General features: G+C 68.1%; 11 protein-coding genes and 1 tRNA gene. 6 read left to right on the top strand and 6 right to left on the bottom strand.

What is annotated here, in order from left to right; genetic code table 11:
* Window positions 1-174 precede the first annotated feature (174 nt).
* Window positions 175-714 (top strand): hypothetical protein, encoded by a 540-nt coding sequence (locus ACX938_RS17375; protein ID WP_459431984.1) that lies wholly within the window; start codon window positions 175-177, stop codon window positions 712-714.
* A 246-nt stretch (window positions 715-960) separates the two neighbouring features.
* Here the strand turns inward: ACX938_RS17375 and ACX938_RS17370 are convergent.
* A tRNA-Ile gene (locus tag ACX938_RS17370) sits at window positions 961-1,037 on the bottom strand.
* Window positions 1,038-1,154: 117 nt separating this feature from the next.
* On the opposite strand from ACX938_RS17370, the gene purM reads away from it, so the two are divergent.
* The 3 genes from purM to rnd all read left to right on the top strand — a co-directional run bounded on the left by purM (window position 1,155) and on the right by rnd (window position 4,047).
* A complete protein-coding gene (gene purM / locus ACX938_RS17365; RefSeq protein WP_459431983.1) occupies window positions 1,155-2,201 on the top strand; it encodes a phosphoribosylformylglycinamidine cyclo-ligase in 1,047 nt (348 codons plus the stop codon).
* Complete coding sequence (gene purN, locus ACX938_RS17360) at window positions 2,198-2,788, top strand: phosphoribosylglycinamide formyltransferase (protein ID WP_459431982.1); 591 nt, start codon at window positions 2,198-2,200, stop codon at window positions 2,786-2,788. Before purM ends, purN begins: the two co-directional genes overlap by 4 nt.
* 101 nt (window positions 2,789-2,889) lie before the next feature.
* Complete coding sequence (gene rnd / locus ACX938_RS17355; protein ID WP_459431981.1) at window positions 2,890-4,047, top strand: ribonuclease D; 1,158 nt, start codon at window positions 2,890-2,892, stop codon at window positions 4,045-4,047.
* A gap of 164 nt (window positions 4,048-4,211) precedes the next feature.
* Here rnd and ACX938_RS17350 read toward each other — a convergent pair whose 3' ends face one another.
* Window positions 4,212-4,706 carry a hypothetical protein gene (locus tag ACX938_RS17350; RefSeq protein ID WP_459431980.1) on the bottom strand — a complete coding sequence of 165 codons (495 nt, stop codon included), beginning with the start codon at window positions 4,704-4,706 and terminating at the stop codon, window positions 4,212-4,214.
* A 156-nt stretch (window positions 4,707-4,862) separates the two neighbouring features.
* Between ACX938_RS17350 and ACX938_RS17345 the strand changes: the two genes are divergently transcribed.
* Window positions 4,863-5,270, top strand: a complete 408-nt coding sequence (locus ACX938_RS17345) for a SufE family protein (RefSeq protein ID WP_459431979.1) — start codon at window positions 4,863-4,865, stop codon at window positions 5,268-5,270.
* 182 nt (window positions 5,271-5,452) lie between these two features.
* Here the strand turns inward: ACX938_RS17345 and trpE are convergent, their stop codons facing one another.
* The 4 genes from trpE to fabI all read right to left on the bottom strand — a co-directional run bounded on the left by trpE (window position 5,453) and on the right by fabI (window position 10,427).
* The gene (gene trpE / locus ACX938_RS17340; RefSeq protein ID WP_459431978.1) at window positions 5,453-6,967 is read right to left on the bottom strand and encodes an anthranilate synthase component I; all 1,515 of its coding nucleotides are present in this window, start codon (window positions 6,965-6,967) and stop codon (window positions 5,453-5,455) included.
* A gap of 8 nt (window positions 6,968-6,975) precedes the next feature.
* Window positions 6,976-8,823 carry a peptidylprolyl isomerase gene (locus ACX938_RS17335; protein WP_459431977.1) on the bottom strand — a complete coding sequence of 616 codons (1,848 nt, stop codon included), beginning with the start codon at window positions 8,821-8,823 and terminating at the stop codon, window positions 6,976-6,978.
* Window positions 8,824-8,901: 78 nt separating this feature from the next.
* Complete coding sequence (gene gpt, locus ACX938_RS17330; RefSeq protein WP_232753055.1) at window positions 8,902-9,405, bottom strand: xanthine phosphoribosyltransferase; 504 nt, start codon at window positions 9,403-9,405, stop codon at window positions 8,902-8,904.
* Window positions 9,406-9,620: 215 nt separating this feature from the next.
* Window positions 9,621-10,427, bottom strand: coding sequence for an enoyl-ACP reductase FabI (gene fabI / locus ACX938_RS17325; RefSeq protein WP_232753053.1), 807 nt, complete (start codon window positions 10,425-10,427; stop codon window positions 9,621-9,623).
* Between the two features lie 90 nt (window positions 10,428-10,517).
* Here fabI and pdxH point away from each other — a divergent pair, with 90 nt between their 5' ends.
* The gene (gene pdxH / locus ACX938_RS17320; protein WP_459431976.1) at window positions 10,518-11,153 is read left to right on the top strand and encodes a pyridoxamine 5'-phosphate oxidase; all 636 of its coding nucleotides are present in this window, start codon (window positions 10,518-10,520) and stop codon (window positions 11,151-11,153) included.
* Window positions 11,154-11,186 lie beyond the last annotated feature (33 nt).

Genomic DNA, 11,186 nt, shown 5'->3' with positions numbered 1-11,186 from the left:
TTGGCCCCTATGCCGGCCTGGTGCTCCTTCAGGATGCCAATGATCTGCTCTTCGCTGAAACGGCTTTTCCGCATCGTCTGTCTCCTCGTTTGGAGAACAGGCTAACTTCAAACCGCGGATTTTTCAGGGGAGCAGGTCACCGCCCTTGCGCGATGTGTCGTCGACTCTGGCATAATGACTCAATACCTGTCGGAACCATCACTTACGCTTCCACAGTGGGACCTGCGCCGCCACATCCTTTTCTTACATGACCTCACCAACCGAAAGCGCTTCCTCACGTCGTTGGGCAAGGCGCAGGGCGGGGGCCCTAAGCCGCCCTTTTTCGAGAACTACGACGAGATTAAACGCAGCCTTCTGTCCGTAATCGAGAAACGGTGCAACGAACTTAATATCGCCCCTGAACGCCGGGACGAGCTCAAGAAGGGACAGACCGCGTTCTTAAACGGGGTGCGGGGCGCGGTACGGGAAGCGGGCTTCGATTTGAACACCTTCGAATTCCTGCACTCCTATTTCTCAAACCACGTCCACTCTCACCCTGTAAGTCTACTCCGGGCAGAAGAGCAGATGATTTCGTTCGAATCTCCCTCTCCCTTTCAGCTTGGCCTTTGCGCCACGGCCCTTGGGGCTGCGACGGACTACCTTTCTGCAGTTAATGCGCGGGTTGAGGCATTCACTGGTGACATCAGTCGTGACCCGATAGGACCGTTAGAATAGCTCGTTACCGCTTTCAGTCCCCATGAGCGCATGCGACGAACGGCAGTTCTGCCCGCACGGCGGTCATCCGGGCGGTAGAAATTCTGCGCTATCCCCCAACGTCCGGTTCGGAGAAGCCGCTTCGCAGCGATGCCCCTCTTTGCGAATGTCTGTTCCGGGCCGTCTGTGTGCCTTTCTCAAGATGCTCACTGACCCCAAGCGAAACCCGCAAAAGAGCCTTCCAGCCCCACCATAACCAGTGAAAGCTGGTAGGCCCGGCAGGACTTGAACCCGCAACCAAAGCGTTATGAGCGCTCTGCTCTAACCAATTGAGCTACAGGCCCCCAGCGGGATCGGGCTACCCAGACGCGCGGGGGGCGTCAAGCGTGTCGTTGCAGCGCCCGGGGCGATGGGCTATCGCCTGCGGCATCGAGACAAGAACCGTTACCCGGGGGCCGCCGATGAGCGAGGGCAAGAACAGCGTCACCTATGCCGATGCGGGCGTCGATATCGACGCCGGCAACGCGCTTGTCGAACGGATCAAACCGGCGGCCAAGCGCACCGATCGGCCCGGCACCATGGCCGGGCTCGGCGGCTTCGGCGCGCTATTTGATCTGAAGGCGGCGGGCTACGAGGATCCGGTCCTTGTCGCCGCGACCGACGGGGTGGGCACCAAGCTGCGCATCGCCATCGACACCGGCTATTACGACAGCGTCGGCATCGACCTTGTCGCCATGTGCGTGAACGACCTGGTCTGCCAGGGCGCCGAGCCGCTGTTCTTCCTGGATTATTTCGCCACCGGCAAGCTCGAGATCGAGGCCGCGGCGCGGGTGATCGAGGGCATCGCCCAGGGCTGCGAGGCGGCCAATACCGCGCTGATCGGCGGCGAGACCGCCGAGATGCCGGGCATGTATCCGGCCGGGGATTTCGACCTCGCGGGTTTTGCGGTGGGCGCCATGGAGCGCGGCACCGCGCTGCCAGAGGGGGTCTCCGAGGGCGACGTCCTGCTGGGGCTCGCCTCGAACGGGGTGCATTCCAACGGCTACAGCCTGGTGCGCAAGCTGGTCGAGGCCTCGGGGCTCGACTGGGGCGCGGCCTGCCCCTGGGGCGAGGGCACGCTGGGCGCGGCGCTGCTCGCGCCGACGCGGCTCTATGTGACCCCGGCCCTGGCGGCGGTCCGCGCGGGCGGGGTGCACGGGCTCGCGCATATCACCGGCGGCGGGCTGACCGAGAACCTGCCGCGCGTTCTGCCCGAGGGGCTCGGTGCCGAGGTGAACCTCGACGCCTTCGCGCTGCCCGATGTCTTCGCCTGGCTGCAGGCGCAGGGCCGCATGGACCAGGCCGAGATGCTCAAGACCTTCAACTGCGGCATCGGCATGGTGCTGGTGGTCGATCCCGACCGCGCCGAGGAATTGAGCGCGCTTCTCGAGGAAGCCGAGGAGCGGGTCACCCGGCTCGGCACCGTGGTCGCGGGCGCGGGCATCCGCTACGCGGGCCAGCTTGCATGAAGCGTGTCGCGATCCTGATCTCGGGCGGCGGGTCGAACATGCAGGCGCTGGCCGAAAGCATGTCCGGCGATCACCCCGCGCGCCCCGTTCTGGTCATGGCCAATTCCGAGACCGCGGGCGGGCTCGAGAAGGCCCGCGCCATGGGCATCCCCACGGCCGCGGTGGACCACCGGCCCTACAAGGGCGACCGGGCGGCCTTCGAGGCGGCGCTGCAGGACAAGCTCGAGGCGGCGGCGCCGGACATCCTCTGCCTCGCGGGCTTCATGCGGGTCCTGACCGAGGGTTTCGTGAGCCGCTGGCAGGGCCGGATGCTGAACATCCACCCCTCGCTTCTGCCGAAATATCGCGGGCTCGAAACCCATGCCCGCGCCCTGGCCGCCGGCGACAGCGAACACGGCTGCACCGTGCACGAGGTCACGCCGGCGCTCGACGACGGGCCGATCCTCGGCCAGGCGCGGGTGCCCGTGACCCCCGGCGACACGCCCGAAGACCTGGCCGCCCGGGTGCTCGAACAGGAGCACCGGCTTTATCCCGCGGTGCTGGCCCGCTTCGCCGCGGGCGACCGGCGCCCGGTGATGTTTCCCTGATGCACCCCTGAGCCCCCCAGCGCGCCGCCCGGCGCTGGCGCATTGCGCCCGGCGCCATGTAGGGTAGTGTCCGCTGCAATCTCCGATCAAGAAAGGCCGCGATGCAGACGATCACCCGGACCGAAGACCTCGCCGCGTTCTGCGATCGCGCCAAGGCCGCCCCTTACGTCACCGTCGACACCGAGTTCCTGCGCGAACGCACCTATTACTCCAAGCTCTGCCTGGTGCAGCTCGCCATCCCCGGCGAGGAGGAGGGCGACGCGGTGCTGGTCGACCCGCTGGAGGAGGGCCTGTCGCTCGATCCCCTGGTCGCGCTCTTCCGGGACACCTCGGTGGTCAAGGTCTTCCACGCCGCGCGGCAGGACCTCGAGATCTTCTGCGTCGACTACGGGGTGATCCCCGAGCCGCTCTTCGACACCCAGGTCGCGGCCATGGTCTGCGGCTTCGGCGAACAGGTCGGCTACGAGACGCTGGTCAAGCGCATCGCGCGGGCGAGCCTCGACAAGTCCTCGCGCTTCACCGACTGGTCGCGGCGCCCGCTGACCGAGGCGCAAAAGACCTATGCGCTGGCCGATGTGACCCATCTGCGCAAGATCTACGAGTTCCTCGAGAAAAAGCTGCGCGACACCGGGCGGCACCGCTGGGTCGCCGAGGAGCTGGCCCAGCTCACCGATCCCGAGACCTATGTGACCCGGCCCGCCGAGGCCTGGCGCCGGGTCAAGACGCGCAACACCTCGCCGCGCTTTCTGGCGGTGGTGCGCGAGCTGGCGCGCTTCCGCGAGGCCTATGCGCAGGAGCGCAACGTGCCGCGCAGCCGGGTCTACAAGGACGACGCGCTGCTGGAGCTGGCGGCGACCAAGCCCGCGAGCCACAGCGACCTTGGCCGCTCGCGGCTGCTTCTGCGCGAGGCGCGGCGCGGCGACATCGCCGAGGGCATCCTCGCGGCGGTGAAACAGGCCCAGGAGATGCCCAAGGAAGAGCTGCCCGAGGTCCAGGAGGGCCGCGACAAGGCCCAGGTGAACCCGGCGCTGGCGGATCTTCTGCGCGTGCTCCTGAAAGCGCGGACCGAAAGCTCGGGCGTGGCCCCGAAGCTGGTGGCGCCCTCGGCGGAACTTGACGCCATCGCCAGCGGCGAGCGCGACGTGGCCGCGCTCAAGGGCTGGCGGCGCGAGCTGTTCGGGGCGGATGCGCTGCGGCTCTGCGAAGGCCAGATCGCGCTGGCCGCCAAGGGCAGCAAGATCGACGTGATCGAGCTTTGATGGGCGCGGGAGCCCGCCTTGGCGGACCTGCGCGGGCCGGGTCTCGGAGGACGTCGCTTTTCTCTGCCGCGTGACCGCCGGACGCCCTCAGACATCCCCAGAACAAAAAACGCGCGCTCCGATCCTCGGGCGCGCGTTTCACGTTGTCCGAAAGCCTGCCGCCCTCAGCGCCGCGTCGCGAGCGCGTTGCTCGCGCTGCGGACCTCGATCTCGGCGACCTCGGAGAGCTCCTGGTCGGTCAGGAAGGTCGCCACGGTCACCCGCCGCGCCTTGGGGCCGGTGCCCGCCGAACTGCGGTAGAGCCGCACCTCGAGCGCGTAGACCAGCCGTCCGCCGGTGCTTTCCGCCTCGATCGGCGTCAGCTGCGCCTCGTAGCGGCCCGGCACCCGGGCGATGCCGCTGGCGCGCACGATGGCGCCGCCGGGACGGCGCTCGATGGTGAGGTCCGAGAGCTCCGCGATGGGCTGGCCGAGGTAGACCTCTTCGCGTTCGGTGCGGAAGACCGAGGCGCGCCGCGCGGGGATCAGGGGATTGGTCTCGCTGCCCGCCTCGACGGGGACCGAGCGCGCCGGACCGAACCAGTTGAAGGGATTGAGCCGCGTGCCGCAGGCGCTCAGCGTCAGCCCCGCGACGAGGCAGACGATTACCGGTTTTCTCAACGCATTGAACGCCATGGCGGGCCCCTCGATCCCTGTTTCCAACGGACTAGCCTGTTTGCGCCCGCGTGAAAAGCCCAAGCCATGCACTGGACGCGCGCCATGCGGGCGCATAGGTCTGCATCAAACAGACATTCCGGCAGCAAGGACGATGACAGGATGGCACAGCCGGCCTTCGAAGAGGTGGTCGAGGATTTCGAGTTCCTCGAGGATTGGGAAGATCGCTACCGCATGGTGATCGAGATGGGCCGCGACATGGACCCGCTCGACGATGCGCTGAAGGTGCCCGCGACCAAGGTCGAGGGCTGCGCCAGCCAGGTCTGGCTGCACCCCCGGGTCGAGTCTGGGCGCTTCCACTTCGAGGGCGACAGCGACGCGATGATCGTGCGCGGGCTGATCGCGGTCCTGCGCCGGCTCTACGACGGGCTGAAGGTCGAGGAGGTCGAGACCGTCGACGCCCGCGCCGAGCTGGGCCGGCTGGGGCTGAACGATCACCTCTCGGCGCAGCGCTCGAACGGGCTGCGCGCCATGGTCGAGCGGATCCGCGGTTACAGCAAGGTGTCCTGAACGGGCGGGCAGGGGCCTGCGCCGGGTCCTGCGCTAAGGCGGGATCGGGATTTACCGTTGAATGGCGGGCCCTTCGGGGCCCGTTTTTTCTGAGAAAATGGTCAGGCGTTCGCTGCAGCGCGCGGCATGAGGCAGCACGCGCGCGGTCCTGTTCTCGGCAAAGTCGCCTGCGCGCCCCGCGCCTAGCTGTTGCCCGCCCCGGTGAAGCGCGCGGCATCGGCGGCGGCCCGGCGGATGGCGTTCGATTTGTGCACCGTCTCCTGGTATTCCGCCTCGGGGTCGCTGTCGTGCACCACGCCGCCACCGGCCTGGATATAGAGCTTGCCGTCCTTGATCACCGCCGTGCGCAGCGCGATGCACATGTCCATGTCGCCACCGGCCGAGAAATACCCCAGCCCGCCGCCGTAGACGCCGCGCTTCTCGGGCTCGAGCTCGTCGATGATCTGCATGGCGCGCACCTTGGGCGCCCCCGAGACCGTGCCCGCCGGCAGGCCCGCCAGCAGCGCCGAGAGCGCGTCCTGGTCCTCGGCCAGCTCGCCCACCACGTTCGACACGATGTGCATGACGTGGCTGTAGCGCTCGATCACGAATTGCTCGGTCGGGCGCACGGTGCCGATCTTCGACACCCGCCCCGTGTCGTTGCGCCCGAGGTCGAGCAGCATCAGGTGTTCGGCGCGCTCCTTCTCGTCGGCCAGGAGGTCGGCCTCGAGCGCCAGGTCCTCGGCGGGGGTCGCGCCGCGCGGCCGTGTGCCCGCGATCGGGCGGATCGTCACCTCGCGGCCGAAGACCCGGACCAGGATTTCCGGGCTGGCGCCCACCACCTGGAAGCCGCCGAAGTTGAAGTAGAACATGAAGGGCGAAGGGTTCGTCCGCCGCAGCGAGCGATAGAGCGCGAAGGGCGGCAGGGGAAATTCCTGCGTCCAACGCTGCGAGGGCACGACCTGGAAGATGTCGCCGGCGCGGATGTATTCCTTCGCGCGGGCGACGGCCTCCTTGTAGCCCTCGTGGGTGAAGTTCGAGACCGGCGTTCCCAACTCCGCCGCGTCGCCCAGCGTGCGAGCCTGCTGCGGCAGCGCGCGTTCGAGGTCGCGCACCGCGTCCATCACCCGTTCGGCGGCCTGCGCATAGGCCGCGCGCGCCGATTGCCCCGAGGAGACCCAGGCCGGCGAGACCACGATGACCTCGCCCTTGACCCCGTCGAGCACCGCGATGACCGAAGGGCGCATCAGCGTCGCGTCGGGCAGGCCGATCGGGTCGGGATTGACGTCCGGCAGGTCCTCGACCTGGCGGATCATGTCGTAGCCCAAGTAACCGAAAAGCCCCGCCGAGGCCTGCGGCAGCTCCTCGGGCAGGTCGATCTTCGACTCCTCCAGAAGCGCGCGCAGCGCGGTCAGCGGCGCGCCCTCCATGGGCTCGAAGGCCTCGGCATCGAACCGCGCCTGGCGGTTGACCTCCGAGGTCTCCCCCGCGCAGCGCCAAACCAGGTCGGGCTTCATGCCGATGATCGAATAGCGCCCGCGGACCTCGCCGCCGGTCACCGATTCCAGCACGAAGGCGTCGCGGGCGGCACCCGTCAGCTTCAGCATCAGCGAGACCGGCGTGTCGAGATCGGCCGCGAGCCGCGCGTAGACGACCTGGTTCTGGCCGGCGGCATAGGCCGGCACGAAGTCCGCGAAGGAGGGAGTCAGTTCGGCCATCTGGGGTCTTACTGCAGGTTGGAATTGACCGCGTTCAGCGTGTCGCGGTTGATCGTGACCCCGGCGCGGGACTGGATGTCGGCCGAGAGCGCGCGGAAGAGGTCTTCGGCCAGCGCGCCCTGTGCCTGCTGGTTCAGCCGCTGGCGCAGGCGGTTGGCGTCCTCGTCCTGCATGTCGGCGGGCAGCACCCGGTCGGTCCGCAGCACCGCGACCCGGCCTGCACCGCTGGCGTAGGTCGCGCCGCCTTCCTCGGTCTCGAAGGCCGCCTGGATCGCGCCGCGGGGCAGGGCGTCCCGCCGCGCGTTGCGGTCGAGCGCGGTCAGCTCGCGGGCGCTGAGGCCCAGCTCCTCGAAGCTCGCGCCATCGGCAAGCGCCGCGACGTGATCTTCTGCCAGCGCCTCGAGGCCCTCGGTCACCTGGGTCTCTTCCCAGGCGGTCTCGACGGCGTTCTGCACCTCCTCGAAGGGGATCGGCGCGGGCTCGTCGATGCCGTCGACGCGCAGCGCGAAGACGCCGCCGTCGCCCAGTTCGGCGATCTCGGGATAGTCGCCCGGCTCGGCACCGCGCACGGTGGCGTTGAAGGCGGGATAGGCCGCGATCTCCTCGTCGGTGCGGGGCGTCCAGTCGATCTGGCCGAGCTGCATCTCGCTGCCCTGGGTCAGCTCCTCGAGGGTGGCGCCACCGGCTAGCTCGTTGTCGTAGCTCTCGGCCTGCGACTCGATCACCCGGCGCGCGCGGTCGAGAACCAGCGTGTCGCGCAGCATCGGCACGGCCTCCTCGAAGGGCGTCTCCACGGCGGCCAGCTCGGCGTTGACGCGGAAGAGCGCGGGACCAAGCGGCGAGGGCGCGGGGCCCACGACACTGCCGGTCTCGGCGGTGAAGACCGGCTCGGCGGCCTCGCCCAGGTCGCGGCGGGTCACTTCGCCCAGGTCGGTGTCGGCCAGCGCCAGGCCGCGCGCCTCGACCACCTCCTCGAAGCTGGTCTCGCCCGCGGAGATGCGCCCGGCGGCCTCTTCGGCGGCGGCCTCGTCCGAGAAGACCAGCCGTTCGACCAGCCGGCGCTCGGGCATGTTGAAGCGGTCGGATTGCTCTTCATAAGCCTCGCGCAGGGTCTCCTCGGGGACCTCGACGCTGTCGAGCAGCATCTCGGGCGTGATCCAGGCATAGGTCACGCGCTTGGTCTCGGGGCGGGTGTAATCGTCGATGTTCGCCTCGTAAAAGGCGCGCAGCTCGTCTTCGGTCGGGGCGGGGATGCCGGTCGCGAGGTCGGCGCCGGTCAGCACCGCGTAGCTCAGGTCGCGCCGCTCGCCGGCGAAGGCCACGATGGTGTCGGCATAGGCCGCGGGCATGTCGAGCCCGGTCAACACGCCCGCTTGCAAGACGGTGCGGGACACCTCGTCGCGCAGATCCTCTTCGAACTCGCCTTCGGTCAGCCCGGCGTTCTCCAGCGCGAAGCGGTAGGACTCGCGGTTGAACTGCCCGTCGGGGCCCTGGAAGGAGCCGATCTGCGCCAGTTCGTTGGCCACCAGGTCGTCATCCACCGAGATGCCGACGCGCTCGGCCTCCCAGTCGAGCGCCCGGGTCAGCACCAGCTGGCTCAGCACGCGGGTGTCGAGCCCCATCTGCTGGGCTTCGGCGAAGCTCACCGCGCCGCCGCGTTCGGCCTGGAGCGCGCGCAGCTCCTGCTGCATGGCGCGGGCATAGGCGTCGACGCCGATGTCCTGGTCGCCGACGGCGCCCACGGAGCGCGCGGTGCCCGAGAGATTGGTGGCCCCGAACCCGGCGAGGCCCACCAGGAGAAGACCCATCAGGATCCAGACGAAGACTTTGGACAGGCGGCCGGCCTTGAGTGCCATCGGGCCCTCCGGTTGGTCGTGAAAACTAGCTGTTCGGCTGTCTAGACGCGGGGGTCACAGCCCGCAAGGGCGCGGCCCTCAGTCGTCGGTGCCGTGGTAGGGTTTGACGTATTGCAGCGCCATGTCCCAGGGGAAGAAGATCCAGGTGTCCTGGCTGACCTCGGTGATGAAGGTGTCGACCATCGGCCGGCCCTTGGGCTTGGCGTAGACCGTGGCGACATGCGCCTTGGGCATGGCCTCGCGCACCACCTCGAGCGTCTTGCCGGTGTCGACGAGGTCGTCGACGATCAAGACGCCGGTGCCGTCGCCCACCACCTCGGCGTCGGGGCTCTTGATGATCTGCGGCGCGGCCTGGGTCTGGTGGTTGTAGCTTTTCACGCTGATCGTATCGACGGTGCGGATGTCGAGCTCGCGCGAGACGATCATCGCGGGCGCCATGCCGCCGCGGGTGATCGCCACGACGGCGCGCCAGCCGCCCTCGGGCTCGTTGCCCTGCAGCCGCCAGGCCAGCGCGCGGGCGTCGCGGTGCAGCTGGTCCCAGCTGACGTGAAAACCTTTTTCGTGGGGCAGACGGTCGGACATCTTGGTCTCCTATCGGTCGAAGAGCAGTCGCAGGCCGGGCGCGCCCGGGACGGCGCCGGCGGCGCGGTCGCGCGCTTGCCTGAGGCGCAGATGGCCCGCGCGGACCACAAGGTCGCCTGCGAGATGGTTGAGGGGGATGCGCGCCGGAACAGGCGCCGCCATGGCGGCCGGAAGCGTGAAGGTGAACGCGAGGAGGTGGGGCCAGCCCATCTCCGTCACGTCTTCTCGATATCCGGGGCGTCGACCGCCTTCATGCCGACGACGTGATAGCCGGCGTCGACGTGATGGGTCTCGCCGGTGACGCCCGCGCCGAGGTCGGACAGCAGGTAGAGGGCGGAATTGCCCACGTCATCGGTGGTGACATTGCGCCGCAGCGGGGAGTTCAGCTCATTCCACTTCATGATGTAGCGGAAGTCGCCGATGCCCGAGGCCGCGAGCGTGCGGATCGGCCCGGCCGAGAGCGCGTTGACGCGGATGCCGTCCTTGCCGAGGTCCTCGGCGAGGTAGCGCACCGAGGCCTCGAGCGCGGCCTTGGCGACGCCCATGACGTTGTAATGCGGCATGACCCGCTCGGCGCCGTAATAGGTCAGCGTCACCGCCGAGCCGCCCTGCGTCATCATCCGCGCCGCGCGCTGCATGACGGCGGTGAAGGAATAGACCGAAATGTCCATGGACATTGCGAAATTGTCCCGCGTGGTGTCGACGTAGCGGCCCCGCAGCTGGGTCTTGTCGGAATAGCCGATCGCATGGACGATGAAATCCAGCTGATCCCATTCCTGCGCCAGCCCCTCGAAGAGCCCGTCGATCGAGGCCTCGTCGCCCACATCGCAGGGCAGCACGATCGAAGAGCCCAGGCTCTCGGCCAGGGGCCCCACGCGCTTCTTCAGCGACTCGCCCTGATAGGAGAACGCAAGCTCCGCCCCGGCGTTCGCGCAGGCCTTCGCGATGCCCCAGGCGATGGATTTGTCGTTTGCGAGCCCCATGATGAGGCCGCGTTTGCCTGCCATAAGTCCGTTTGACATCGCCCCTCTCCAACCCGACATCTGTTTCGCTGTCCTTTAGGTTATGGGGCAGGGACCATCAAGGGCAGCGACGCGCGGGATCTCGCCCGCGTGGCCTTCCGCCCACGAAAGGATCAGGCGATGAGTGACAGAACGGGAAAATTCGCGGGCGAGGATCCCTTCGCGATTGCGCGGGAGTGGCTGGCCGAGGCCGAGGACCACGAGGTCAACGACCCCAATGCCATCGCGCTCTCCACCGTGGATGCCCAGGGGCTGCCCAACGCCCGCATGGTCCTTCTGAAGGAGATCGAGGCGGATGCCTTCGTCTTCTACACCAACTACGGCAGCGCCAAGGCCCAGGAGATCGACCAGGCCGGCAAGGCCGCCTTCGTGATGCACTGGAAGTCGCTGCGCCGGCAGATCCGCGTGCGCGGGCTGACCGAACGCGAGGAAGGCGAGAAGGCCGACGAATATTTCGCCTCGCGCTCGCTGAAGAGCCGCATGGGGGCCTGGGCCTCGGAGCAGTCGCGGCCGCTGTCGAGCCGCTCGGCGCTCATGGCCGAGGTGGCCCGCGTCACTGCGCGTTATGGCAATAATCCGCCGCGTCCGCCATTCTGGGGTGGATTTCGGATTCGCCCTCTGGAAATCGAGTTCTGGGCCGACGGGGCTTTCCGACTGCACGACCGTTTTGTGTGGAGACGCGATGCAATCGATTTAACGTGGAATGTAGAGCGGCTTTCGCCTTAACCTTGACCCATTTCGCGTTACATGGATGGTTGC

It is taken from the genome of Roseivivax sp. (assembly GCF_054552075.1).
Note: the sequence above shows the minus strand (reverse complement) of the source record. Positions and strands in the feature narration are given on the sequence as shown.

What these genes read in the sequence shown, in the direction of transcription:
- ACX938_RS17375 (WP_459431984.1), top strand. Translation starts at nt 175, where the DNA reads ATGACTCAATACCTGTCGGAACCATCACTTACGCTTCCACAGTGGGAC.
- purM (WP_459431983.1), top strand. Translation starts at nt 1,155, where the DNA reads ATGAGCGAGGGCAAGAACAGCGTCACCTATGCCGATGCGGGCGTCGAT.
- purN (WP_459431982.1), top strand. Translation starts at nt 2,198, where the DNA reads ATGAAGCGTGTCGCGATCCTGATCTCGGGCGGCGGGTCGAACATGCAG.
- rnd (WP_459431981.1), top strand. Translation starts at nt 2,890, where the DNA reads ATGCAGACGATCACCCGGACCGAAGACCTCGCCGCGTTCTGCGATCGC.
- ACX938_RS17345 (WP_459431979.1), top strand. Translation starts at nt 4,863, where the DNA reads ATGGCACAGCCGGCCTTCGAAGAGGTGGTCGAGGATTTCGAGTTCCTC.
- trpE (WP_459431978.1), bottom strand. Translation starts at nt 6,967, where the DNA reads ATGGCCGAACTGACTCCCTCCTTCGCGGACTTCGTGCCGGCCTATGCC.
- ACX938_RS17335 (WP_459431977.1), bottom strand. Translation starts at nt 8,823, where the DNA reads ATGGCACTCAAGGCCGGCCGCCTGTCCAAAGTCTTCGTCTGGATCCTG.
- gpt (WP_232753055.1), bottom strand. Translation starts at nt 9,405, where the DNA reads ATGTCCGACCGTCTGCCCCACGAAAAAGGTTTTCACGTCAGCTGGGAC.
- fabI (WP_232753053.1), bottom strand. Translation starts at nt 10,427, where the DNA reads ATGTCAAACGGACTTATGGCAGGCAAACGCGGCCTCATCATGGGGCTC.